Raw genomic sequence first — 23990 nt, 5'->3', positions numbered from 1 at the left:
GCCGGCCTCACCACACCCGGACCGACGCGCCCCGGGCGAACACCGGGCTGGTGGCGTCGGCCGGCGGCTCGGTCAGCGGCTCGGCGACCTCCGCGACCCTCGGGCCGACCTTCGCCGCGACGGGGTCCAGGAGGGCGAGGTCGAAGCCGTAGACGCGGGCCGCGTTGCCGCCGAGCATGGCCGCCAGCTCCACGCGCGGGACGCCGGCGCAGGCGTACCGCAGGGCCTCGCGGGTGTAGGGGAACGTGCCCTCGTCGTGCGGGTAGTCGCTGCCCCACATGATCTTGTCGACGCCGATGCGGTCGCGCAGCGGCACCTCGTGGGGGCGCATGAAGCTGGCGCCGACGAAGCAGTGGTCCCGCCAGGCCCGGGAGGGCGCCGCGCCCATGCCCTCGGCCAGCCCGGCACCGAACCGGGCCTCTGCGGTGCCGGCCCGCGTGCCCGCCGCGACCAGCCGGCCGTGGTAGTAGTCCAGCATGCCGAGCACGCCGGGGATCCAGCCGGAGCCCTGCTCGGTCAGGACGAGTTTCAGCTCCGGGTGACGGCCGAAGGCGCCGCCGAACACCAGGTGCCACAGGGCGCGGTGGGAGAACCAGGTCGTCTCCACCATGAACACCGCGCGGGCGGCCGGTTCCTCGCCGAGCGGCGGGGAGGCCGAGCCCGCGTGGTGGTTGACGGGGACGCCGAGTTCCGCGCAGGCGGCCCAGATCGGGTCGTACGTCCGCGAGTACAGCTCGGGCAGGCCGGAGCCGGGCGGGGTGCCGGGCAGCATCAGGCCGCCCTTCAGGCCCGCCGAGGCGGCCCGTCGGATCTCCTTGGCGGCCTCCTCGGCGTCCCCGAGGAGGATCTGGAAGACGCCCGCCCGGCGGCCCGGCGCGGCGGCGCAGAAGTCCGCGAGCCAGCGGTTGTGGGCGCGCAGGCCGGCCCAGCGGCGTGCGAAGTCCTCGGGGCCGGCCGGCTGGGTCATGAGCGAGCCGGACGGGAAGAACGGCGGGATGGTGTTCGGGAAGATCACCTCGGCGACGATCCCGTCGGCCTCCAGCTCGGCGAGGCGCCGCTCGGAGTTCCAGTTGCGTTCGGCACAGTCGGCCAGCAGGTCCTCGTGGGGGTTGACGTAGGTGGCCGCCCAGGCGTCGAAGTCGTCGTGGTACCGCTGTTCCAGGTACGGCTTGTAGTCCAGCAGGTCGGCGCCCGCGTGGCAGTCGGCGGAGATCACCGTGTACCGGTCGTCGTTCATCGGCGCGCCCCCGGTGCCGGGCGGCCGGCATCGGTCCCCAGCACGGGGAAGTCCTGGTCCGTCAGCCAGTGCCGGCCGGTCTCGCGCGAGCGCGCCCAGGACGCCTCGACGCCCGCCTGGTCCTCGGCCTGGCCGAGGTCGGCGGGGGTCGGGCCGATGCGGCGGGCCAGGGACGTGAGCCTGCCGACGTCGAAGCCGAAGACGTCGGCCGCGGTGAGACCGAGCATGCGGCGGGTCTCGGTCACGGGGATGTCATGGAAGGTGCGGCGCAGCCACGCGCGCGTGTCGGGCCAGGTGCCCTCGGGGTGCGGGAAGTCGCTGCCCCAGAGGATGTTGTCGACGCCGATCTCGTAGCGCTGGGCCAGCTCGCGCCGCTTGGTGTTGGTGGCGCAGACGAAGATCTGCCGGTCCAGGTACTCGTGCGGCGGGCGCCGCAGCGCCTCGAACGGCGAGAGCTTCTTGCCGCCGTGCGCGCCGAGGTAGAGGCGGTCCATGAACCACAGCAGGTTCGGCAGCCACCAGCAGCCGGACTCGGCGACTCCGAAGCGCAGCCCGGGGTGACGCTCGAAGACTCCGGACCAGAGCAGGAACCACAGCGGCCGGGCCGGCCACCAGGTCACCTCGCTCACATAGATGCCGAGGTGGTCGCCGTACTCCTCGCGCGGGGCGGCGCCGGAGTGGGTGAGCACCGGCATCGCGCACTCGGCGGCGGCCGCCCAGACGGGGTCGTAGCGGCGGTCGTGGTACGGCTCCTTGTCCGCCCACATCGAAGGGATCATCAGGGCGCCCAGGCCGGACTCCTTGGCACGGTGGATCTCGGCGACGGCCCCGGACACCTCGCCGGTGACCGGCAACAGGGCGACTCCGCAGTGCCGTTCGGGGTGCTCGGACACGAAGTCCGCGAGCCAGCGGTTGTGCGCCTTCGCGCCCGCCATGCCCAGCTCCGGGTCCTGGTCGCCGCTCAGGCCGAGGCCGACGCCGAAGGGGGCCGCGGTGCGGCTGTCGACGGCGTCGGCGTCCGGGAAGACCACCTCGGCGGCCACGCCGTCCCCGTCCAGTTCCTTGAGCCGCTGCGCGGTGTCCCAGCCGCCGCGCAGGCCCTCCTCGTTGTCCTCGAACCACTGGGCCGCGAACGACTCGTTGCGGATGCCGAGCCGGGTCATCTCCTCGCGGCGCCGGCCCTGGCCCGCGAGGAAGTCGTCGAAGTCCCGGTGGAAACGGGACTCCAGGTAGGGCCGGTACTCCTCGGTGGGCAGCCCGGCGTGACAGTCGGAGGAGATGATCAGATACGGGTCCTGTTCGGTCATCACAGTCCCCCTCTCAGTCCAGGACGAAGCTTTCGAGGTACGACGGGTTCGCCCGGTCCAGCATCGAGCGGGCCCGCGCGCGGATCTGGGCGTCGCTGTGCCCGCCGGCCGGCAGCAGCCAGAAACGGCCGTCGCGGATGCCGGCCACGACCAGCTCGGCGACCTCCTCGACGGGCGTGAAGCGGACCTCCTTGCCGGCCGCGCGCATCGCCGCCTCCCACTGGTCGAGGCTGCGGTAAGGGGTGCGGCGCGGGCGCTGTTTGGCATAGCGGGCCGGGCGGTTGCGGTGCGACTCCCACAGGCCGGTGCGCAGCATGTGCGGGCCCGGGAAGAGCACCGAGGCGTCCACGCACGCGTGCTCGGCCTTCAGGTGGGCGTACAGGGACTCGGTCAGGGTGACGACGGCCGCCTTGGTGACCGCGTACACGGAGGCGGTCGGCAGCGGCGCGATCCCGCCGTCGCCGGAGGACGTGTTGACGACATGACCGGGTTGACCCGAGTTGATCATCCGTGGAACGAACGCCTGGACACCGTGGAAGACGCCCCACACGTTGACGGCGAACGCCCAACGCCAGTCGTTCGGGTCGTGCTCCCACATCCGGCCCTCGGCACCGGAGCCGACGCCCGCGTTGTTGCACAGGACGTGCACCGCGCCGTAGGTGTCGTACACCGCCTCGGCCAGCTCCATGACCTGGGCGCGCTCGCCGACGTCGACCACGCGCGCGTACACGTCGGCGCCCTCGGCCCGCAGGCCGGCCGCGGCCTTGTCGAGGGCGGCCTCCTCCACGTCGGCGAGGACCACCTTCAGACCCTCGGCCGCGAACCGCCGGGCTATCGCGAGCCCGATCCCGCTCGCCGCGCCCGTGACGACGGCGACCTGTCCGGTGCACAGGTCCATGCCGTTCAGCTCCCCTCGGGCGGTGCGTCGTGGGCCTGGAGCGGATCGTCGTACCGCTGGTGGACGTACGGCAGCAGGGCCCGGGCGTCGACGCGTTCGGCGACCCGGCCGCTCTGGTCGCTGGTCTTCTCACCGATGGTGATCTCACGCAGGCGCAGCACCGGCAGGTCGGCCACCGGGTCGTACGGCGACTCGCGCAGGACGACCTCGCCGGTGATCCGCTCCAGCCGGCGCACCCTTTCGTGGCGCACGCAGTGCACGAGGACCGGGTCGGTGTCGAAGCCGGAACCGTCCACGGCGGGAAGGAACTTGAAGTAGAAGTCGGTCCTCGGGGCGGGCCCGGGCACGGGCAGGTCGCCGCCGACCGCGCCGCGCACCTCGACGAAGGCGATGCCGTGCCGGGCCAGGGCCGCGCGCACGGAGGGGCCGTCGCGCTCGACCGTCACCTCGCCGAGTTTCTTGGGCTCGCCGAAGACCTCGCGCCCGCCGGTGAGGGCCCGCTCCTGGGTCATCGGCATGACCAGCGGGTACCAGCCCTCGACCGTGCCGTGGGCGGCGGCGACCGCGAACGAGCCGGCGCCGAGCGGGTGTCCGGGCAGGTCGACCTTGCTGATGTTCACCCGGACGAGCGGGTGGCCGGTGGGTTTGAGGGGCGGCGGCAGCACCGCCGCGACGGCGTCCGGGTCGCTCTCCCAGACGGCCACCACTCCGGTGGACCAGATCCCGGGAAGCCGCGCGCTCGCGCCGCGCGTGGCGGCGATCTCCCGCTCGGTCCGTGCGCCGTACCGTACGCGTGCACGTGCCATACGCCGTACCGCCCTTCTTCCGGCACGCCCGCTCCCTGACGGGCCGTCATCTGTAACACAGTTACAGCAGTCCTCGTGAGGGGTAAAGACACGCGTACGGACGGGAGTTGGGGGATCATGACGATCGAGGCGCGGGGCACGCTGACCCGGGAGGCGGTGCTGGAGGCCGCGGCGGTCCTGGTGAAGGAGCACGGGGCGGACGCGCTCACCATGCGCAGGCTCGCCGCCGAACTGGGGACGGCGGTGACGTCGATCTACTGGCACGTGGGCGGCCGTGAGGCGCTGCTCGACGCCCTGGTGGAGCGGACCGTGGCCGAACTGGGCGAGATCCGCGCGTCCGGACGCACCCCCGAGCAGCGCGTGACCGGCGTCGCGCGCGCCCTGCGCCGGCAACTGCGCGGCCATCCGCATCTGGTGGCCCTGGTGCACGAGCGGGGGCTGACCGACCGGATGTTCCTGCCCGCCCAGCGGGTCCTGGTGCGCGAGGCGCACGCGGCCGGGCTGCGCGGCGCCCGGGCGGCCGAGTTCGTCCGGGCCGTGCAGTTCCAGGTCGTCGGGCACGTGCTGGTGGAGCGCAACCGCGAGCGGGCCCCGGCACAGCATCCCGGCGAGGAGGAACTGTGGGGTGCCGAGACCACCGGGGACGATCCGGCGCTGGCCCGTGCGCTGGCCCGCCCGGTGGACACGGAGCGGCTGTTCGTGACGTCCCTACGCGCGCTGGTGCGGTCCCTGCTGCCGCAGCACCCTCCTCACCCGCACGCCCACCCGGCCGGGCCGCCCGAAGAGCACGGGCCCGGCACGCACGCGTGACGGCCGCTTCAGGCGGGCCCAGCACGCACGCGTGACGGCCGCTTCAGGGGCGCGGGGCACGCACGCGCGTGCGGCACCCGAGCGTGCGGGCGGAGCCCGGCGGTCGCGACCGGCACCTGCGGGACCCCGCTGTCAGTCCTGGCCCGTATCCTCAGTGACCATGCTCGAAGACCGTGCGACCGCAGTGTCCTCCCCCACCCAGTGGCCGACCGCGTATCCGAAGGGATACGCGGTCGTTGACGTGGAGACCACCGGCCTGGCCCGGGACGACCGGATCATCTCGGCCGCCGTCTACCGGCTGGACGAGCGCGGCGAGGTCGAGGACCACTGGTACACGCTGGTCAACCCGGAGCGCGATCCGGGACCCGTGTGGATACACGGTCTGACGAGCGAGGTGCTCGAAGCGGCACCGCTGTTCGCGGACATCGCGGAGGAGTTCGCCGCGCGGCTGGACGGCCGGGTGCTCGTCGCGCACAACGCCGTCTTCGACTGGCAGATGATCGCGCGGGAGTACGCGCGCGCGAAGCGCGAGGCGCCGGTGCGTCAGCGGCTGTGCACCATCGCGCTGTCGAAGGAGCTGGACCTGCCGCTGCCCAACTTCAAGCTGGAGTCGCTGGCGGCGCACTTCGGCGTCGTACAGCAGCGGGCGCACCACGCGCTGGACGACGCGCGCGTGCTGGCGGAGGCGTTCCGGCCCAGCCTGCGGGCCGCGGCGGCGGGCGGCGTACGGCTGCCGCTGCTGGAGTGCCGGCCGCTGACGGAGTGGTCGGACCGCCCGGTGCCCCGGCAGTCGAGCGGCGGCTACGGCGGCTACCGCCCGGGCAGTTGGCGCCCGTCCCGGAAGCGGCCCGCCTGCCCTCACCCCAACCCCGGGCGGTACGAAGACGGCAAACGACTCAAACAGGGCATGCGGGTGGCGTTCTCCGGGGACACCTCCGTCGACCGCGAGCTGCTGGAGGACCGGGCGACCGAGGCCGGGCTGCATGTGGCGTCCAGCATCTCCCGGCTGACCAGCCTGCTGGTCACAAACGACCCCGACTCGGGCACGTCCAAGGTGGTCAAGGCGCGGCAGTTCGGCACACCGGTCCTCGACGAGGCCGCCTTCGGACAGCTGCTGCGGGACGTCGAGCCGGCCGACGAATGACACGGGCGACCAAGGACGCCCGGCAAAGGACGCCCGGCAAGGGACACGCGACCGTCTACGAGCGGCACGACCGTACGAACGGGTGATTGTCGGACGACTCACCCGGCGGCCGCTCGCCCGTTCCCCGGTGACGTTCCACCCTGTGGCTCATGGCGAAATGCGAAGTTTGCGGCAATGACTACGGAATGACCTTCGAGGTCCACGCACAGGGCGCGGTGCACGTCTTCGACTGCTTCTCCTGTGCGATCAAGGGCATGGCCCCGGTCTGCGAGAAGTGCAAGGTCTCGATCATCGGCCAGGGCGTGGAGGCCGAGGGCAGCTTCTACTGCGGCGCGCACTGCGCCCGCGAGGCGGGGAAGGTGGGGATCGTCGACCGGGTGTGATCCCGGCGCGCGACCCGGGTACCCGCCCGAGGGCGTCCCACGGCCCGGAGGTACCGTCGTGGGGTGCACCGCTACCGCTTCCTGTTGTCCGTCCAGTGGGTGATCCTCACACTCGTCGCGATCGCGCTGATCCCGACGATGATCCGGCTCGGCTTCTGGCAGCAGCACCGGTACGAGGAGCGCACCGCGCGCAACAACCTGGTCTCCTCCGCGCTGCACGCGAGGCCGGTCCCGGTCGAGCAGCTGTCCTCTCCGGGACACGCCGTGACCCGCACCGAGAGGTACCGCACGGTCACCGCGACCGGCACCTTCGACACCGCCAGGCAGGAAGTGGTCCGGCGCCGGACCAACGCCGACGGCGAGGTCGGCTACCACGTGCTCACCCCGTTCGTCCTCACCGACGGCAAGGTGCTGCTCGTCAACCGCGGCTGGATCCCCGCGGACGGCGCCCAGACCGCCTTCCCGAAGATCCCCGCCCCGCCCGCCGGCAGGACCACCGTCACCGGGCGGCTCATGGCCGACGAGACGACCGCGGCGAGCGGCATCAAGAACGTCCAGGGCCTGCCCGACCGGCAGATCATGCTGATCAGCAGCGGGCAGGAGGCGCACCGGCTCGGCGCCCAGGTGCTCGGCGGATACATCGAGCAGACCGGGCCCCAGACGGGCTCCCCGGAGCAGATCTCCGACCCGGGCAGCGAGGACGCCCCGCTGAACTACGCGTACATGATCCAGTGGTGGCTGTTCGCCGCGGCCGTCCCGTTCGGCTGGTGGTCCCTGGTCCGGCGCGAGATCCGCGACCGGAAGGAAGCCGCGGCGGCCGAGACCGCGCCGAAGGCACCCGACACGCCCGACACGCCGGAGAAGCCCGAGGAGACGGAACCGGCCGCCGTGTGATCCGGGGGCGTAGGGGGGACACGTCACTCCCCCGGCGCACCACCTGATTGGCCCCCAGGCCCCACGGGAAACCGCATCCCGTGAACGCGCGCATCGAGGACTACGCACTCATCGGCGACGAGCAGACGGCGGCCCTGGTCGGCCGGGACGGCTCGATCGACTGGCTGTGTCTGCCCCGCTTCGACTCCGGTGCCTGCTTCGCGAAGCTGCTGGGCGACGAGAACCACGGCCACTGGCGGATCGCGCCCGAGGGCGCCGGTGTGTGCACCCGGCGCGCCTACCGGCCCGACACCCTCGTCCTCGACACCGAGTGGGAGACGGCGGAGGGCACCGTACGCGTCACCGACCTGATGCCGCAGCGCGACCGCGCGCCCGACGTCGTGCGCATAGTGGAGGGCGTCAGCGGGCACGTCACCGTCCACAGCACGCTCCGCCTGCGGTTCGACTACGGCTCGATCGTGCCGTGGATGCGCCGCTCCGACGGCCACCGGGTCGCCGTGGCCGGGCCGGACTCGGTGTGGCTGCGCACCGATCCCCACGTGGACATGTGGGGCGAGGACTTCGGCACCCACTGCGAGTTCACCGTCGCCAAGGGCCAGCAGGTCGCGTTCGTGCTGACCTGGCACCCCTCGCACCAGCCGCGTCCCCCGCTCGTCGACCCCCATGAGGCGCTGAGCGCCAGTGTCCGGGACTGGCGGCGCTGGGCCTCCCGCTGCCACTACGACGGGCCGTACCGGGACGCCTTCGTGCGGTCCCTGATCACGCTCAAGGCCCTCACCTACGCCCCGACGGGCGGGATCGTCGCCGCGGCCACCACCTCACTGCCGGAAGAGCCGGGCGGGGTGCGCAACTGGGACTACCGCTACTGCTGGCTGCGCGACTCCACGTTCACCCTCGGCGCCCTGCTCTCGGCCGGTTACCACAAGGAGGCCGAGGCCTGGCGCGACTGGCTGGTGCGCGCGGTCGCGGGCGACCCGGCGGAGCTGCAGATCATGTACGGCCTGGCCGGCGAGCGACGGCTGCCGGAGTGGGAGCTGCCCTGGCTGCCCGGCTGCGCGCAGTCCGCCCCGGTGCGGGTGGGCAACGGCGCCGTCGACCAGCTCCAGCTGGACGTGTACGGCGAGGTCATGGACTCGCTGTCGCTGGCCCGCGCCGGCGGGCTGCCGACCAGACCGCACATGTGGGCGATCCAGCGCTCGCTGATGGAGTTCCTGGCGTCGGCCTGGCGCCAGCCCGACGAGGGCCTGTGGGAGGTGCGCGGCGGCCGGCGCCAGTTCGTGCACTCGAAGGTGATGGTGTGGGTGGCCGCCGACCGCGCCGTACGGACGCTGGAGGAACACCCGGAACTGCGCGGCGATCTGGACGGCTGGCGGGCCATGCGCGACGAGGTGCACCGGGAGGTGTGCGAGCAGGGCTACGACCCCCGGCGCAACACGTTCACGCAGTACTACGGTTCGCGCGAGCTGGACGCCGCCCTGCTGATGATCCCCCTCGTCGGATTCCTGCCGCCCGACGATCCGCGCGTGACCGGCACGGTCGACGCGATCCGCGCGGACCTGGACCACGGCGGCCTCCTGCGCCGCTACGACACCGACGCGGTCGGCGTCGACGGGATGCCGGGCGGCGAGGGTGCCTTCCTGGCCTGCTCGTTCTGGCTCGCGCAGGCCCTGCACGCGACCGGCCGCGAGGAGGAGGCCCGGGGGCTGTTCGAGCGGCTGGTGGGCCTCACCAACGACGTGGGGCTGCTGGCGGAGGAGTACGACCCGGACCTGCGCTGCCAGGTGGGCAACTTCCCGCAGGCCTTCAGCCATATCGCCCTGGTGAACACCGCGCTCACACTGTTCGGGGGCGACCAGGCAGGATAGGGACCATGGATCTTGGACTGAAGGACCGGGTGTACGTCGTCACCGGGGCGACGCGCGGGCTGGGCAACGCCGCCGCGCGGGAACTCGTCGCCGACGGGGCGAAGGTCGTGATCAGCGGCCGGGACGGCAAGCGGGTCGCCGACGCCGCCGCCGAACTGGGCCCGAACGCGCTGGGCGTGGCCGTGGACAACTCCGACGCGCAGGCTCCGGAGCAACTGGTCGCGGCCGCCCGTGAGCACTTCGGCGGCTTCGACGGCGTGCTGGTGAGCGTGGGCGGCCCGCCGCCCGGGTTCGTCGCGGACAACACCGACGAGCAGTGGCGCGACGCGTTCGAGTCGGTGTTCCTCGGCGCGGTGCGGATCGCGCGGGCGGCGGCGGCCGAGCTGGAGCCGGGCGGGGTGATCGGGTTCGTGCTGTCCGGCTCGGTGCACGAGCCGATCCCCGCGCTGACCATCTCCAACGGGCTGCGGCCGGGGCTCGCCGGGTTCGCCAAGTCGCTCGCCGACGAGCTGGGGCCGCGCGGGATCCGGGTGCTGGGGCTGCTGCCTGCCCGCATCGACACGGACCGCGTGCGCGAGCTGGACGGGCTGTCCGCCGACCCCGAGGCCACTCGGGCCGCGAACGAGGCCCGGATTCCGTTGCGGCGGTACGGGGCACCGGAGGAGTTCGGCCGGGTTGCGGCGTTCCTGCTGTCTCCGGCGGCTTCCTATCTGACCGGGATCATGGTGCCGGTGGACGGGGGCATGCGGCACGGGTTCTAGTGCCCCGGGGTCCTGTCGTCAAGTGACCCTTTCCGCACGGTGCTTGACCGCTCTCAGGCTCACCTCCGCCGGCAGGGACTCCAGCCGTGCCGACTCGCGCGCGTGGGCGAGGGCCTGGGTCGTGAAGCCGTTCAGGGCCGTCGACGGGTCCACGTGCGGCTCCAGTTGGAGCCAGATCCTTGCCGTGGGTGCCGTGCGACGGCCGCGCAGGACGACCTCGGCGTGGGCCACCCCCTCCTGCTGGACGGCCTCCTGGGCGAGTGCCGATTCCAGGGCCCTGCCGCGCAGGAGGGCGCAGTCGCCGTCGCCGGTGTCGACCAGGATCTCGGTCAGCCGGCGGCGGCGCGGGACCGTCGTCAGCCACCACAGGGCGAGCAGGACCACGGCGGCGAGGCCGGCGAGGACGGCCGGCCACCACCAGGTGGTGTGCCGCCAGCGGGTGCGTTCGGCCCGGGTCAGCAGGACGTCGTGCGAGCCGGTGTGGATCCACCAGGAGGGGACCGGCGCGCCCAGGCCGACGGCCAGCACCGCCCCGCCGAGCACGAGCAGGAGCAGGCCGACGAGGGCCAGCAGGACGCGGTTGAGGCGGCCCGTACGCATCGCCGTCACCCCTTCCGCCCGGGCCGGGTCACCCGCAGCGACAGCGTGGGCGGCCGGGTCAGGCCGAGGCCCCGGATCGCGTCCTCGAGGGCGAGGGCCAGGTCGGCGCATACGTCGTCCAGGTCACGGAAGTGCGAGACGGCGCGGACGTCGGCCTTCGTACGGCGCATCCGCACCCGTACCGAGCGGACCCCCGACACGTCCAGCGCGCGGTCGCGCAGCAGCAGCGCCGCCGCCTCGCGCCGGAGCGCGGCACGGACGTCGGGGTGCGGGCGGCGCATCGGGAGCAGGTCGCGCCGGCCGGGTGTGGCCGCGAGGACGACGAGCCACAGGCCGAGGGCGACGGCGACTCCCGCGCCGGCCAGTACCCAGGTGTCGTCCAGCTGTCGTTCGGCCAGCTGCCGGGCCAGCGCGCGGCGCCAGTGCATCGCCGGCCGGTGGGCGCGGACGGCGGCGACGTCGTACAGCAGCAGGCCCGCGCCGGCCACGAGCAGGACGGCGACGACGGCGGCCGGCACCCGGCGCGGCGACCAGAAGCGGCGGCTGCCCCGGGCGGGGGCCGGGGCCGCGGGCGGGGCCTTGTCGAGGGTCGGGGTGGTCGCCGGTGGCTCGCTCATCGTGCCCTCCCATGGACCGCGCCGGGTTCCGGTGCCGGATGCAGCCGCTCGATCCGGACGGCGACCTCGGGCACCTCCATGTCCACCAACGCGCTTACCCGCTCGGCGACTTGACGACGCACGGCGGCACAGTGCGCGCCGATGTCGCAGGGGTAGCCCAGCTCGAGGTGGATCCGGACGCGGGCCGCCTCGGCGGTGCTCCCCCCGCTCGGGCCGGGCCGGGAGCCGGGGAGCACCACGACCGTGGCGTGCGGGGCGGCCGCGTCGGCGGGCAGGGGCGGCAGTGCCTCACGGGCGGCCTGCGCGGCGATCTTGGCCACGACCCGGTCGGCGATCCGCAGGGCACCCCGCTCGCCCGGCGGCACCGGCGGCACCGGCGGCGGGTGCGGGTGCGCCGCCACGGTCTCGGCGCTCACCGCCGGTCACCGCCGCCGGTCGCGCCGGTCGTCACGGGTGCGGAAGAAGTCGCCCAGCTCCAGGTCGCCCTCCGCGAACCGGCCGGCGACGAACCCGATCGCACCCAGCGCGGCCACCAGCAGGAAGGCGCCGAAGCCGCCGAAGTACCCGGCGAATCCCAGCGCCATCCCGGCGATCATGCCGACCACGGCCATGCTCATGCAGCGCTCCTCAACTCGTCGGTGTGCGGGATCCGGAGCCGGGTCCGGCCTGTTCACTGGATCCGCGGCTCGGGCTCCTCGTCCTCTTCCTCGGGCAGCTTGACGTCGCTCACCGCGATGTTGACCTCGACGACCTCGAGTCCGGTCATGCGCTCCACGGCGGCGATCACGTTCTCGCGCACCGCGCGGGCGACGCCGGTGATCGAGACGCCGTAGTCGACGACGATCTCCAGGTCGAGCGCGGTCTGCACCTCGCCGACCTCGGCCTTGACGCCCCGTGTCACCGACTTGGAGCCGCCGGGCACCCGGTCGCGCACGGCGCCGAAGGTGCGGGCCAGCCCGCTGCCCAGGGCGTGCACGCCGACCACGTCCCGGGCCGCGAGCCCGGCGATCTTCTCCACGACACCGTCGGCGATGGTCGTCCGTCCGCGGGCCGCCGGGTCGCCGGTGCCCCGCCGGGTGGGCTTGCGGGCCGGCAGCGGCTCCTCGTGATCGCCCTCTGGGGTCGTCGTCATGTCGGTCATCGCCGTACGTCCCTTTCGGTCGTCGTCTCCCGACCACCGTACGCACGGTTCCCCGCCCGCACACCGGGGATACGGCAGGCTGGTGGAATGACGGCGGACCGGTGGGCACAGACGGTGCGGCAGCACGTGGGGCTGGGCAGGCTGCTGCCGCTCGGCGGCCCGCGTGACGGCGCGTGGATCGCGGAGGGGGCGGCCGTGGCCGTGGTGGAGCGCGCGGCGGCTGACGAACTGCCCGGCGTGCGCCTGGGCACGCTACGGCTCGCGCTCGCCGATCCGGACGATGTGCACGAGCCGGTCGTACCGCCCCCGCCGGCCGCGCTGCCGCCGGGCCCGCTGCGCCTGACGGCGGACTTCGCGGCGACGGCCGCCGAACCTCTGCCCGCGGTGGCGTCCCGCCTGCGGCGGACACTGGCCGCGGCCGCGACCCGCCGGCTCGGGCTGGTGGTGCGGGAGGTGGACCTACGGGTGACCGACCTGCTGGACGCGCCGGAGCCGCCCCGGCAGGTACGCGCTCCGCGGCCGGTGCCTGCCGGGGAGCCCTCGGACCCGGACGAGGCACGGGCGGCGACGGCCGCGCTGTCCGTCCCGGGCGTGCGGGGGCTGACCGCCGTCCTCGGCCGCGGGGTACGTCTTCAGGAGCGCACGGCCGGTACGACGGCACTGCCGCACCGGCACGCGCGCGTGGAACTGACGGCCGACGCGGACCACCGGGCCGTCGAGGTGGCCCGGGGGGTCCGCACGGCCGTGCGGGAGGCACTGGAGGACCGGCCGACGGTGGCGGTGTTGATCACCTCGGTCGGCTGACCGGCGCACGCGCCGGCACAGGACTCATTCCCCGACGCCGGCCAGATCCCGCAGCCGGCGCGCCTGAGCAGCCCGCTCGGCCGCACGCTGCTCGTCGTAGGTGCGGTCGCAGGCGCCGCGCAGCAACGCCTTGGTCTCCACCACCGCATCCCGCGGCGCGGCCAGCAGCGCCGCGGCCAAGTCCCGTACGGACTCGTCCAGTTGATCGCCGGGCACGGCGATACTGGCCAGCCCGGACGCCACCGACTCCTCGGCTCCGACGAACCGTCCGGTGGCGCAGATCTCGAGCGCGCGGGCGTACCCGACGAGACCGACCAGCGGATGTGTGCCGGTCAGGTCGGGTACGAGACCGAGGCTGGTCTCGCGCATGGCGAACTGCACGTCGTCCGCGACGACCCGCAGGTCGCACGCGAGCGCGAGCTGGAAGCCGGCGCCGATGGCGTGTCCCTGGACGGCGGCGATGGACACGATGTCGTTGCGCCGCCACCAGGTGAACGCCTGCTGGAACTCGGCGATGCTCGCGTCGAGCCCGGCGTCGTCACGGCGCGCGAGTTCGATGAAGTTCGGCTCGCCCGGGATCCCCTCCGGGGTGAACATCTGGCGGTCCAGCCCGGCGGAGAAGGACTTGCCCTCGCCGCGCAGCACGACGACACGGACGGAGCCCGGCAGCAGCCGGCCGGCCTCGGTGAGCGCCCGCCACAGGGCGGGGCTCTGCGCGTTGCGCTTGGCCGGGTTGGTCAGCGTCACCGTGGCGAGCGCGTCGTCGACGGTGAGCCGTACGCCGTCCTTGTCGAGTACAGGAGCGAGGTCCTGGTCGGCCGAAGCCATGGGGCGCCTCCGATGGGTGCGGTCTGTCAGGCGTGCTGGGCACGCTTAAGTGACTGCACAGTAACCACCCGGCCGATCACACCGCCGACCGGGTGGCCACCATCGAAGCCGATGGGCCGCCCGGAGTCAGGACGATGCGGCCTTCTTGCCCCGGGTCGCTCCGCCACGCCCACGAAGCGTGACGCCCGACTCGCTGAGCATCCGGTGTACGAAGCCATACGAGCGGCCGGTCTCCTCGGCCAGCGCCCGGATGCTCGCACCGGAGTCGTACTTCTTCTTCAGGTCTGCCGCGAGCTTGTCGCGCGCGGCGCCGGTCACCCGGCTGCCCTTCTTCAGAGTCTCGGCCACCCGTGCCTCCTCATGGGAAGTGCGCTCTGGTCTCCTCATGATCACCCCTCTTGGGCGGGATGGCCACCCATTCGGCAAGGTCGGTGAGACATCGTTGTGACGACAGGAGCGGATCCCCACAAGCGGAATATTCGATTCCAAGGAGTGGCACGCATGCGACCGAACGGGTGGATTCGCGAAGTACCAGGTCAGCGACGCGCAACGGCCGATCCCTTGGCGCGCACGGGATCGGCCGGAAAATCCGTGTACGACACACCCCGATACGAGGAGATCTCACACAGATGATGGATCACGGCTCGGCCGAATGATCCATACGCAGTGGATCACGCCAGGGCGACGAGATCCGCGTAGTCGGAACCCCACAGGTCCTCGACGCCGTCGGGGAGCAGGATGATCCGCTCCGGCTGGAGTGCCTCGACGGCGCCCTCGTCGTGCGTGACGAGGACGACCGCTCCCTTGTAGGTGCGCAGCGCGCCGAGGATCTCCTCGCGGCTGGCCGGGTCGAGGTTGTTGGTGGGCTCGTCCAGGAGCAGCACGTTCGCCGAGGAGACGACGAGCGTGGCGAGGGCGAGGCGGGTCTTCTCGCCGCCGGAGAGGACACCGGCGGGCTTGTCGACGTCGTCGCCGGAGAACAGGAACGAGCCGAGCACCTTGCGGACCTCGACCAGGTCCATGTCGGGGGCGGCCGAGCGCATGTTCTCCAGGACGGTCCGGGCGGGGTCCAGGGTCTCGTGCTCCTGGGCGTAGTAGCCGAGCTTGAGGCCGTGGCCCTGGATCACCTCGCCGGTGTCGGGCTGCTCGACGCCGCCGAGCAGCCGCAGCAGGGTCGTCTTGCCGGCGCCGTTGAGGCCGAGGATGACCACCCTGGAGCCCTTGTCGATGGCGAGGTCGACGTCGGTGAAGATCTCCAGCGAGCCGTACGACTTCGACAGGCCCTCGGCCGTCAGCGGGGTCTTGCCGCAGGGCGCGGGCTCCGGGAAGCGGAGCTTGGCGACCTTGTCGGAGACGCGGACGGCGTCCAGGCCGGCCAGCAGTTTGTCCGCGCGGCGGGCCATGTTCTGCGCGGCGACGGTCTTGGTGGCCTTGGCGCGCATCTTGTCCGCCTGGGAGTGGAGCGCGGCGGCCTTCTTCTCCGCGTTGGCGCGCTCGCGCTTGCGGCGCTTCTCGTCGGCCTCGCGCTGCTGCTGGTAGAGCTTCCAGCCCATGTTGTAGACGTCGATCACGGACCGGTTCGCGTCCAGGTAGAAGACCTTGTTGACGACCGTCTCCACCAGGTCGACGTCGTGGGAGATCACGATGAAGCCGCCGCGGTAGGTCTTCAGGTAGTCCCGCAGCCAGACGATCGAGTCGGCGTCGAGGTGGTTGGTCGGCTCGTCGAGCAGCAGGGTGTCGGCGTCCGAGAACAGGATCCGGGCCAGCTCGATACGGCGGCGCTGACCGCCGGAGAGGGTGTGCAGGGGCTGGCCGAGCACGCGGTCGGGCAGGTTGAGCGCGGCGGCGATGGTGGCGGCCTCGGCCTCGGCGGCGTACCCGCCCTTGGTGAGGAACTCGGTCTCCTGGCGCTCGTACTGCTTGAGCGCCTTCTCGCGGGTGGCGCCCTGGCCGTTGGCGATGCGCTGCTCGTTCTCGCGCATCTTGCGGATCAGTACGTCGAGGCCGCGCGCGGACAGGATGCGGTCACGGGCGAGGACGTCGAGGTCACCGGTGCGGGGGTCCTGCGGGAGGTAGCCGACCTCGCCGGAGCGGGTGACGGTGCCCGCGGCGGGGATGCCGTCACCGGCCAGGACCTTGGTGAGGGTGGTCTTGCCGGCGCCGTTGCGGCCGACCAGGCCGATGCGGTCGCCCTTGGCGACGCGGAAGGTGGCGCTCTCGATGAGGATTCGGGCACCGGCGCGCAGCTCGATACCGGAGGCGGAGATCACGGACAGACTCCAGGGCGTACAGGTAGGGGCGGGTGGGCGGCTGAGGGCGTTCCCGCCGTCTAATGCGCAAGGAGAATGGCCATGAAAGAAGTCTAACGGGACCAGGCAAGCGGTTTTCCTGCGTCCGCACCACATCAGTGCGACGTCCCCGTGTTCGGATCCGGTCGCTCCGCACGCCCGGAGCCCGTTCCGGCAGGTCGTCGCCGTGCCGCGGGCTGGCGCACGGGGGGCGCGCGGCGGCGCGGCATCTTGCGCCGAGGCGTTGTCGGTGGCGGCTGCGAGACTGGACGGGACGCCGCGGGAACGGCGTACGCAGCCGTACGAAGGCCTACGAAGCTCACGAAGGAGTGATCGGCGTGGCAGGCATGGGTGGTGGACGGCCGGGCATCTGTCCCTCGCTGCTGTACGCGGACGCGCAGGCGGCGATCAGACAGCTGACGGAGGGCCTCGGCTTCACGGAGCTGTCGCTGTACGAGACGGCGGACGGCAGGGTGATGCACGCCGAGCTGGTCCAGGGCCACGGCGCGGTGATGATCGGCTCCAAGGGCCGCGGCGGCCGCTTCGACGCGGCGATGAAGGACGCGGGACCCGCCGGGGTGTACGTCGTCGTGGACGACGTCGACGCCCACCATCAGCGGGCCCTGGAGCACGGCGTGGAGATCCTCATGCCCCCGACGGACCAGGACTACGGCGGGCGGGACTACATGGCCCGGGACCTCGAGGGCAACATCTGGAGCTTCGGGACGTACGCCCCCGAGATCGGCCCCGAGACCGGCGTGTGAGCCGGCCGCCCGGCGCCGACCGGCCGCCGGTGCGCCCCCGTCATCCGCCGGTGTGCACCTGGAAGGCGGCCCGACGCACGGCTTTGGCCAGGGCCGGGTCGGGGTGTGCGGCGGCGAGCGCGACCAGCACCTGCACGGTGCGCGGGTGACCGACGGCGCGGACCTCGTCGAGCAGCTGGGGGACGGTGGGCTGCACCGCGGATTCCAGATGCCGGACCAGCATCGGCGCCTCCCCGTGGTCGGCGACGGCCGCGGCGGTGTCCACCCACAGCCAGGTCGCCTCCTCCCGGGTGAGGACCTCGTGGGCGTCCTCGGGGTCGACCCCGTCGTGCTCGGCGAGCCACAGCAAGGCGTAGGGCCTGAGGGCCGGCTCGTCCACCACCCCGTGCACGTCGGGCTCGGCGGGGGCGCCGACGACGCGCAGCGCCTCGAAGGCCAGGCCGCGCAGCAGCGCGTCCTCGCCGCGCGCGGCCTCGATCAGCTCGGTGACGGCGCCGCCGACGGGCCGGGCGGCCAGCCACGCGCGGTACTCGGCGCGGGCCGCGTTGGGGCGGAGCTGGGCGCAGCCGCGGAGCATGTCCTCGGCGGACTGCTCGATGTTGCCGGCGGGACTCTGCGCGGCGACGCAGATCTGCTCGAGCTTGACCCACACCGCCCAGCTGCCCAGCGGGGTGAGCGTGGCCTGGCCGTCGCCGTAGGTCAGGGCGCCGACGGCGGCGAGGGCGTGCAGTGCCCAGTCGAGGAGGGGGGCGAGCGGGGTGTCGGCGGCCGGGGCGGGGTCCGCCGGGCCCGGGTTCCCGGCAGGCTGTCCGGTCACGGGCACGGACTCGGACTCGGCCGGCTGCCGGGCCCCCGGCACGGCCGGCCGTACGGGCCCGGCCCCGCCGGCCCGGTCGGTGCCGGACTCGTAGGGGACCTCGCAGCGCTCGGTGCGCAGTTCGGTGACGCGCTGCTGGAGCAGGTCGAGCAGCTGCTCCACGGGGACGGGCCCGGCGGACAGCTGGAGGAAGGAGAGCACCTGGGGCATGGCCGAGACGACCTCGGCGACGGCGGCCGGCTCGTGGTCCTCCGGCTCCGGGGAGGCGAGCGACCAGGCGTCGAAGAGGGCGACCCAGCCGCGCAGTACGGCGCTCTCGTCGCGGTCCCAGGCGCGCAGCCGCCAGCTGGGGCGCGCGTTGTCGCCGTGCACCTCGACCAGTCCGGCCAGACGTGCGGTGTCCCAGTGGGCACGGACCTGAGCGGCGCTCAGGCCGAGGTCGGCGGCGGCGCGTTCGGCGGTCGGGTCGGAGAGGGTGGCCTTGCCGTCGACGGTGGCGCCCGGGCTGCCGGGGCCTAGGGCGGCGTCGGCCCAGCGGGCGACGCGGACCGGGCCCGCGAGGCCTGTGCGCGCCATTCTGGCCAGTTCGGCCGGGGCGGGGGTGCCCTCCGGCGGCCGGGGCGAGGGGCGCTGCTGGCGCCGCTGGTTCACAGCTCTGGGGGCGGCGGCCAGGGGTCGCGGTCGGACGAGTCGAAGCCTGGAGTCGCGCGGGATACGGGACGTCACGGGTGCAGTCTTCCGGTTGACGGTCCGAAAACCCAAACGGAATGTCACGGCGGGCGACGGGGCTGGCCAACGCACGGGGTCCGGCGCGGGGCGGGAAGGGGGGATCAGGCCAGTCGTACGGCCTTAAACGGAATGCGCGGCACCGGGATGCCCGGCGCACGCCGGAGGGGACGGGACGGGCCCTGACCGGGTCCGGGGCGAGCCCGGGGCGCGCTCAGACCAGCGGGGTCATGAAGCGGCGCAGCCGTTCCTGGTACCCCTGCGGGTCGGCGTTCCACATCGCCGCGTGCGGGGCCCCGGCCACGGTGTGCAGGGCGACCAGATCCGGGCGGCGGGCGGCGAGGCGGCGGGAGTACTCCCAGGGGGCCACCTGGTCGTCCGGGCCGTGGAAGATCAGGGTCGGCACGGTGAGCAGGTCCGGGTCGGTGGGCTCGGCGGCCTTATCGGCGTACAGGCCGGTCCGGCCCTGGGCGGCGCGCACCGCGAGCGGCAGCAGCGGCGGCGGGGTGTGCCGGGCCCGGGCGAGGGCCCGCAGCGTGGCCTCCCAGCTCAGCACGGGCGAGTCGAGGACCAGCCCGGCGATGTGCTCGCGCACCGGGGAGTGCTCGGCGGCGCGCAGGGCCATCGTGGCGCCGGTGGACCAGCCGAGCAGGACGACCCGGCGGGCGCCGTGGCGGACGGCGTAGCGGATCGCCGCGTCCACGTCCCGCCACTCGGTCTCGCCGAGGTGGTTCAGCCCGTCGGGCGGGCGCGGGGCGCCGAGGTCGCCGCGGTAGGCGAGCGCGAGGACCGGCACCCGGCGGGTGTGCAGGGGGGCCATGAGGTTCATGGCCTGTTCCCGGGTGGCGCCGAGCCCGTGCACGGCGATCAGCCAGGTGTCCCGGGCGCCGGGCACGAACCAGGCGGGCAGGGCGCCCAGTTCGCCGGGCACGTCGATGTCGGCGTGGTCGAGGCCGAGCGCGGTGCGCGGGTTGCCGACGTACAGGTTCGGGGTGAGCCACACCGCGTCGCCGGGGCGGAGGGTGCCGTGCGTGACGCGTTCCAGGCGCCGTACGACGGCGTCGGCGCTGTGCGGGGCAGCGTCCAGGACGGGGCCGACGACCGCGTGGACGCCGTCCCCGGCGAGACCGTAGCTGCCGGGGCGCAGGGCGGCGAGGGCTCGGGTGAGCGTGATCCGGCCGGCGGCGGTGCCGTGCACGGTCAGGCGGGGTTCGGTGGGCAGCGGGCGGCCCGCGGGTGCCTTGAGCGCGGCGTCGCTGGCGAGCCGGCCTGCGGCGACGGATGCCGCGCCGGCCGCCAGGACCGCGGTGACTGCGGTGGCGGTCGCTTTGACTGGGCGCACCTGTCCAGTGTCGTCGGGGCCGCCTCCCCCGGCCAGCGGAGCGGAGGTGGCCGGGTGAAGGGCGTGGTGGTACGGGCCGGCTCGGCACCACCGGAGGAGGGCTCGGCACCACCGGAGGGAAAGGATGAGGAAGGGAGATGAGGAAGGGACTCGGGGAGCGGCCGCGGTCACTTCCGCTGCCCGTACCCCCGCAACCGCTCCCCCGCCTGTGCCAGTTGGGCCTCGGTCAGCAGGGACGGGGTCAGGCCCGGCACACTGGCGGCCGCCAGCCACAGGCGGCACATCCACTCCAGCTGGGCGGTGCGGTCGTAGGCCTGGTCGAGGGTGGCGCCGTAGGTGATCGTGCCGTGGTTCTGCAGCAGGCAGCCGGAGCGGCCGGTGAGGGCGCGGAGCATGTTCGCGGCCAGTTCCTCGGTGCCGTAGGTGGCGTAGGGGGCGACGCGGACGGGGCCGCCGAGGGCAGCGGTCATGTAGTGGACCGGTGGGAGTTCGGGCACCAGGGTGGAGACCGCGGTGGCGTGCACGGCGTGGGTGTGGACGACCGCACGGGCGTCGGTGGCGCGGTAGACGGCGAGGTGCATGGGCAGCTCGCTGGTCGGCACGAGGGTGCCCAGCACCTGGTGGCCGCTGAGGTCGACGCCGGTGAGGTCGTCCGGGGCGAGCCGGTCGTAGGGGACACCCGAGGGGGTGACCAGTACGACGTCCCCGACGCGTGCCGAGACATTGCCAGAGGTGCCGACCACCAGCGCGTCGGCTACGCTGCGCCGCGCCGTCGCGACCACTGCCGCCCAGGCCTGTTCCAGTTCCGCCGGCGACCGTCCCTGCTCCGCGTCCCACCGCTGTTCAGCCATGCCGCGATCCTGCCAGGTGGCGGCCGCCGGGGGCGGGGGGCCGCCAGGCGCGGCGCGGGCAGGGCGCGCCCGCGCGGTTCCGGAGCGGCATCCGCAGCAGCCTCCCGAAGCAGTCCCGGGGCAGCCCCGAAGGACCCTCCGAAGCGCCCTCCGAATGGGCGTAAGTCGCCACGAATCGCCGTAAAGAGACGCCAATTCGGTGATCATCCGGCCTTGAATGATCCCTCTTGCTCGCCGGACGCCCCGCGTCCGCCGACCCGGGGAGACGCATGGCCAGTGAACGCACCCTTCTCCGTCGCCGCGCCGGTGTCCTCACGGCGGCGACGGCGGCGCTCGTCCTCGCGGGCACCGCGACCGCGGCGGCCGGCCCCCCGGAACTGGCTTCGGGATCTCTGCGGGGGCACGACGTCTCGTCGCACCAGCAGCACGTCGACTGGGCCGCCGCCCGCTCGAAGGGCGCGCGGTTCGTCTACGTCAAGGCGACCGAGTCCACGGGGTACCGCAACCCCTATTTCTCCGAGCAGTACGACGGCGCGCGCGGGGCGGGCCTGGTGCGGGGCGCGTACCACTTCGCGCTGCCGGACGAGTCCTCCGGCGCCCGGCAGGCCAAGTACTTCGTCCAGCACGGCGGGGACTGGCAGGCCGACGGCTGGACGCTGCCGCCCGCGCTCGACGTCGAGTACAACCCGTACAACAAGAAGCGCAAGTGCTACGGGCTGAGCAAGAAGCGGATGGTCCGCTGGATCCGGTCCTTCAGCGACGAGGTCAGGAAGGAGACCGGCCGCCGCCCGGTGATCTACACGACGAGCCAGTGGTGGAAGCTCTGCACCGGCAACAGCCGTGCGTTCTCCTCCGGAAACCCGCTGTGGATCGCCCGGCACGGCGACTCGAGCCCGGGGCCGCTGCCGGGCGGCTGGCGGTACTGGACGTTCTGGCAGTACGACATCCGGGGCGGCCTGCCGGGTGACCAGAATCTCTTCAACGGCCCGGCCGGCCGGCTGCGGAGCTTCGCGCGGGGCAAGTAGCCAAGGGGCGCCCGGGGTGCGCGCACCGAACGGGATCACACCGACGCCAAGCGGAATCCCGCCAACCCTCTCCGGACACCCCCAAGCCCGCCCCAGTTCACCTTCCGTTCACCCAGGTTGCCTACGTTCAACCTCCCAACGACCTCGAACGATTGCCTGGGTAAATGGAAAGCTTCTCGCTGATCCTCGCGATTGTGGTGGTAACCGCACTCGCGTTTGATTTCACGAACGGTTTCCACGACACCGCCAACGCGATGGCCACCACCATCTCGACAGGCGCCCTGAAGCCCAAGATCGCAGTTGCCATGTCGGCCGTCCTGAACCTGGTGGGCGCCTTCCTCTCCGTGGAGGTCGCCAACACGATCTCCAAAGGTCTCGTCGACGAAAAGGGCATTCGTCCCGAGGTCATCTTCGCCGCGCTGGTCGGCGCGATCCTCTGGAACCTGCTGACCTGGCTGGTGGGCCTGCCGTCCAGTTCCTCGCACGCCCTGATGGGCGGCCTGATCGGCGCCACGGTCGCCTCCGCCGGCTTCGGTGCCGTGCACGGGGACGTGCTGGTGACCAAGGTGCTGCTCCCGGCGGTCGCCGCGCCGGTCGTCGCGGGCGTCGCGGCCATGCTGTCCACCCGGCTGTCCTACGGCCTCGGCGGCAGGACCGAGGGCGAGGCCTCCCGCAAGGGCTACCGCGTCGGCCAGATCGCCTCCGCCGGCCTGGTCTCCCTCGCCCACGGCACCAACGACGCCCAGAAGACGATGGGCATCATCACCCTCGCGCTGGTCGCGGGCGGCGCCGTCTCTCCCGGCTCGAACCCTCCCACCTGGGTCATCCTCTCCGCGGGCCTGGCCATCGCGCTCGGCACCTACATCGGCGGCTGGCGCATCATCCGCACCATGGGCACGGGCCTGACCGACCTGGAGCCGCGCCAGGGCTTCGCCGCCCAGACCAGCGCCGCCACCGCCATCCTGGCCTCCTCCCACCTGGGCTTCTCCCTGTCCACCACGCACGTCGTCTCCGGCGCGGTGATGGGCACGGGCGTCGGCCGCAAGGGCGGCGTGGTCCGCTGGTCCACCGCGACCCGTATGGCCATCGCCTGGGTCCTCACCCTCCCGGCCGCCGCGCTGGTCGGCGCGGGCGCCGAGTCCGTCACCGGCCTCGGTGACTGGGGCACGGCCGTGGTCGCCGTCTTCCTGATCGCCGCGAGCGCCGCGATCTGGAAGCTCTCCCGCCGCGAGGTCGTCGACCACACCAACGTCGTCGCCGCGGCCGATGAGCCGGCCGGCGTGGTGACCACCGCCATCGCCGCGGTGACCCCGCCGCCGGCGGGTGCGATCGGCGACGGCCTGACGGCCACCATCGCCGCCCCGGCCGCCGTCCCGGCCGCCGCCGAGTCCACGGCTTCCGCCGCCTCGGCCACGCCTCCGGCCGCCACCGTCTGACCCGCACCCTCTCCGGTTACAAGGAAGCATTCCCATGAAGATCGACTGGGCGGCCATCGGCTCCGTCTTCGGCGTCAGCCTCCTGGCCACGGTGGGCCTCGTGGTCCTGTTCACCCTCGGCGTCAGGGGCCTGACCCGGCGCGAGCGGGCCGCGGCCGAGGGCGACTCCGCCGCCCTCGCCGTCACCGGCGCCTACGTCTGCTTCGCGGCCTGCGCGGCGGCGGTGGCGTACGGCATCTACCTGATCGTCTCCAAGTCCTGACCGTCTCGGCGGCCTGGCCGTCGTCGCGCAGACCCGAGCGTCCGCGTGACCCGGCCGGGGCGCCGCGAACCCGGCATCGCCAAGGCTCCCCCTCCGCTCCTCGCGGAAGGGGAGCCTTCGCCGTGCCCAAGGGCCGCGGGCGCCCCGCGATGTGGGGATCGGCACACTCTCCCCCTGCAGGTCAAGGGCAGGTTGACGGCCGTTCCGGGCACGTGGTGGACTGCCCGGGCCATGTACGGCGGCAAGAGAGGAAGCCGGTGCGAATCCGGCGCGGTCCCGCCACTGTCACCGGGGAAGAACCCCCCGGGAGCCAGGAACTCTCACCGCCGAATCTCGTCGAACCAGGGCGCGGACACCCTGAGTGAGGACATCGATCGCCATGCC

26 protein-coding genes and 1 riboswitch are annotated in these 23990 nt (G+C 73.3%); of the genes, 11 read left to right on the top strand and 15 right to left on the bottom strand.

Annotated features, from left to right (window positions below):
- Positions 1–7 precede the first annotated feature (7 nt).
- Genes A6P39_RS31735 through A6P39_RS31720 form a run of 4 tightly spaced genes read right to left on the bottom strand, consistent with a single transcriptional unit; the run spans position 8 to position 4248 of the window.
- Positions 8–1237 (bottom strand): amidohydrolase family protein, encoded by a 1230-nt coding sequence (locus tag A6P39_RS31735; RefSeq protein ID WP_067048851.1) that lies wholly within the window; start codon positions 1235–1237, stop codon positions 8–10.
- Positions 1234–2544 (bottom strand): amidohydrolase family protein, encoded by a 1311-nt coding sequence (locus A6P39_RS31730; RefSeq protein WP_067048848.1) that lies wholly within the window; start codon positions 2542–2544, stop codon positions 1234–1236. The genes A6P39_RS31735 and A6P39_RS31730 overlap by 4 nt, the downstream gene beginning before the upstream one ends.
- Positions 2545–2557: 13 nt before the next feature.
- Positions 2558–3442: an SDR family NAD(P)-dependent oxidoreductase gene (locus tag A6P39_RS31725; RefSeq protein ID WP_067048845.1), complete on the bottom strand. Its 885-nt coding sequence runs from the start codon at positions 3440–3442 to the stop codon at positions 2558–2560.
- Between the two features lie 5 nt (positions 3443–3447).
- Positions 3448–4248 carry an acetoacetate decarboxylase family protein gene (locus A6P39_RS31720; RefSeq protein ID WP_067048842.1) on the bottom strand — a complete coding sequence of 267 codons (801 nt, stop codon included), beginning with the start codon at positions 4246–4248 and terminating at the stop codon, positions 3448–3450.
- 117 nt (positions 4249–4365) lie between these two features.
- Between A6P39_RS31720 and A6P39_RS31715 the strand changes: the two genes are divergently transcribed.
- The 6 genes from A6P39_RS31715 (at position 4366) to A6P39_RS31690 (ending at position 10105) form a co-directional block, all read left to right on the top strand.
- On the top strand, positions 4366–5058 hold the full coding sequence (locus A6P39_RS31715) for a TetR/AcrR family transcriptional regulator (RefSeq protein WP_067048839.1): 693 nt from the start codon (positions 4366–4368) through the stop codon (positions 5056–5058).
- Between the two features lie 160 nt (positions 5059–5218).
- Positions 5219–6202 (top strand): DEDDh family exonuclease, encoded by a 984-nt coding sequence (locus tag A6P39_RS31710; RefSeq protein WP_107304401.1) that lies wholly within the window; start codon positions 5219–5221, stop codon positions 6200–6202.
- Between the two features lie 149 nt (positions 6203–6351).
- Positions 6352–6585 carry a hypothetical protein gene (locus A6P39_RS31705; protein ID WP_067048836.1) on the top strand — a complete coding sequence of 78 codons (234 nt, stop codon included), beginning with the start codon at positions 6352–6354 and terminating at the stop codon, positions 6583–6585.
- Positions 6586–6648: 63 nt separating this feature from the next.
- On the top strand, positions 6649–7479 hold the full coding sequence (locus A6P39_RS31700) for an SURF1 family cytochrome oxidase biogenesis protein (RefSeq protein ID WP_067048833.1): 831 nt from the start codon (positions 6649–6651) through the stop codon (positions 7477–7479).
- Positions 7480–7559: 80 nt separating this feature from the next.
- Positions 7560–9344, top strand: coding sequence for a glycoside hydrolase family 15 protein (locus A6P39_RS31695; protein ID WP_067048830.1), 1785 nt, complete (start codon positions 7560–7562; stop codon positions 9342–9344).
- 5 nt (positions 9345–9349) lie between these two features.
- On the top strand, positions 9350–10105 hold the full coding sequence (locus tag A6P39_RS31690; protein ID WP_067048827.1) for an SDR family oxidoreductase: 756 nt from the start codon (positions 9350–9352) through the stop codon (positions 10103–10105).
- Positions 10106–10123: 18 nt separating this feature from the next.
- Here the strand turns inward: A6P39_RS31690 and amaP are convergent, their stop codons facing one another.
- From amaP to A6P39_RS31665, 5 genes are read right to left on the bottom strand one after another with little or no spacing between them, the layout of a single operon-like run.
- Positions 10124–10705 carry an alkaline shock response membrane anchor protein AmaP gene (gene amaP / locus A6P39_RS31685; RefSeq protein WP_067049000.1) on the bottom strand — a complete coding sequence of 194 codons (582 nt, stop codon included), beginning with the start codon at positions 10703–10705 and terminating at the stop codon, positions 10124–10126.
- A gap of 5 nt (positions 10706–10710) precedes the next feature.
- Positions 10711–11322 carry a DUF6286 domain-containing protein gene (locus tag A6P39_RS31680; RefSeq protein WP_067048824.1) on the bottom strand — a complete coding sequence of 204 codons (612 nt, stop codon included), beginning with the start codon at positions 11320–11322 and terminating at the stop codon, positions 10711–10713.
- Positions 11319–11738: an Asp23/Gls24 family envelope stress response protein gene (locus A6P39_RS31675; protein ID WP_067048821.1), complete on the bottom strand. Its 420-nt coding sequence runs from the start codon at positions 11736–11738 to the stop codon at positions 11319–11321. Before A6P39_RS31675 ends, A6P39_RS31680 begins: the two co-directional genes overlap by 4 nt.
- Before the next feature lie 6 nt (positions 11739–11744).
- The gene (locus A6P39_RS31670) at positions 11745–11939 is read right to left on the bottom strand and encodes a hypothetical protein (protein ID WP_023551711.1); all 195 of its coding nucleotides are present in this window, start codon (positions 11937–11939) and stop codon (positions 11745–11747) included.
- 53 nt (positions 11940–11992) lie between these two features.
- Positions 11993–12463: an Asp23/Gls24 family envelope stress response protein gene (locus A6P39_RS31665; protein ID WP_067048812.1), complete on the bottom strand. Its 471-nt coding sequence runs from the start codon at positions 12461–12463 to the stop codon at positions 11993–11995.
- Between the two features lie 87 nt (positions 12464–12550).
- Here A6P39_RS31665 and A6P39_RS31660 point away from each other — a divergent pair, with 87 nt between their 5' ends.
- Positions 12551–13267, top strand: a complete 717-nt coding sequence (locus A6P39_RS31660; RefSeq protein WP_067048809.1) for a nucleopolyhedrovirus P10 family protein — start codon at positions 12551–12553, stop codon at positions 13265–13267.
- A gap of 24 nt (positions 13268–13291) precedes the next feature.
- Here the strand turns inward: A6P39_RS31660 and A6P39_RS31655 are convergent, their stop codons facing one another.
- The 3 genes from A6P39_RS31655 to A6P39_RS31645 form a co-directional block, all read right to left on the bottom strand.
- Complete coding sequence (locus A6P39_RS31655) at positions 13292–14095, bottom strand: enoyl-CoA hydratase/isomerase family protein (protein ID WP_067048806.1); 804 nt, start codon at positions 14093–14095, stop codon at positions 13292–13294.
- Positions 14096–14221: 126 nt separating this feature from the next.
- Positions 14222–14443 (bottom strand): helix-turn-helix domain-containing protein, encoded by a 222-nt coding sequence (locus tag A6P39_RS31650; RefSeq protein ID WP_004002281.1) that lies wholly within the window; start codon positions 14441–14443, stop codon positions 14222–14224.
- Between the two features lie 323 nt (positions 14444–14766).
- Positions 14767–16365 (bottom strand): ABC-F family ATP-binding cassette domain-containing protein, encoded by a 1599-nt coding sequence (locus A6P39_RS31645; protein ID WP_067048803.1) that lies wholly within the window; start codon positions 16363–16365, stop codon positions 14767–14769.
- A 365-nt stretch (positions 16366–16730) separates the two neighbouring features.
- On the opposite strand from A6P39_RS31645, the gene A6P39_RS31640 reads away from it, so the two are divergent.
- Positions 16731–17147, top strand: coding sequence for a VOC family protein (locus A6P39_RS31640; RefSeq protein ID WP_067048800.1), 417 nt, complete (start codon positions 16731–16733; stop codon positions 17145–17147).
- A 40-nt stretch (positions 17148–17187) separates the two neighbouring features.
- On the opposite strand, the gene A6P39_RS31635 is transcribed toward A6P39_RS31640, so the two are convergent.
- The 3 genes from A6P39_RS31635 to A6P39_RS31625 form a co-directional block, all read right to left on the bottom strand.
- Positions 17188–18540: a hypothetical protein gene (locus tag A6P39_RS31635; RefSeq protein WP_067048796.1), complete on the bottom strand. Its 1353-nt coding sequence runs from the start codon at positions 18538–18540 to the stop codon at positions 17188–17190.
- 364 nt (positions 18541–18904) lie between these two features.
- Positions 18905–20032 (bottom strand): alpha/beta hydrolase, encoded by a 1128-nt coding sequence (locus tag A6P39_RS31630; protein ID WP_067048793.1) that lies wholly within the window; start codon positions 20030–20032, stop codon positions 18905–18907.
- A gap of 167 nt (positions 20033–20199) precedes the next feature.
- Positions 20200–20883, bottom strand: coding sequence for a class II aldolase/adducin family protein (locus A6P39_RS31625; RefSeq protein WP_067048791.1), 684 nt, complete (start codon positions 20881–20883; stop codon positions 20200–20202).
- 269 nt (positions 20884–21152) lie between these two features.
- Between A6P39_RS31625 and A6P39_RS31620 the strand changes: the two genes are divergently transcribed.
- From A6P39_RS31620 to A6P39_RS31610, 3 genes are all read left to right on the top strand, one after another.
- The gene (locus A6P39_RS31620; RefSeq protein WP_067048788.1) at positions 21153–21908 is read left to right on the top strand and encodes a lysozyme; all 756 of its coding nucleotides are present in this window, start codon (positions 21153–21155) and stop codon (positions 21906–21908) included.
- Positions 21909–22072: 164 nt separating this feature from the next.
- Entirely contained in the window at positions 22073–23344 is a 1272-nt protein-coding gene (locus A6P39_RS31615; RefSeq protein ID WP_067048785.1) for an inorganic phosphate transporter, read from the top strand.
- A gap of 34 nt (positions 23345–23378) precedes the next feature.
- On the top strand, positions 23379–23606 hold the full coding sequence (locus tag A6P39_RS31610) for a hypothetical protein (protein WP_067048782.1): 228 nt from the start codon (positions 23379–23381) through the stop codon (positions 23604–23606).
- A gap of 199 nt (positions 23607–23805) precedes the next feature.
- Positions 23806–23948: riboswitch (cobalamin riboswitch) on the top strand.
- The last annotated feature ends 42 nt before the right edge of the window (positions 23949–23990 follow it).

It is taken from the genome of Streptomyces sp. FXJ1.172, from assembly GCF_001636945.3.
In the GTDB taxonomy this organism is placed as follows: Bacteria; Actinomycetota; Actinomycetes; order Streptomycetales; family Streptomycetaceae; genus Streptomyces.
Note: the sequence above shows the minus strand (reverse complement) of the source record. Positions and strands in the feature narration are given on the sequence as shown.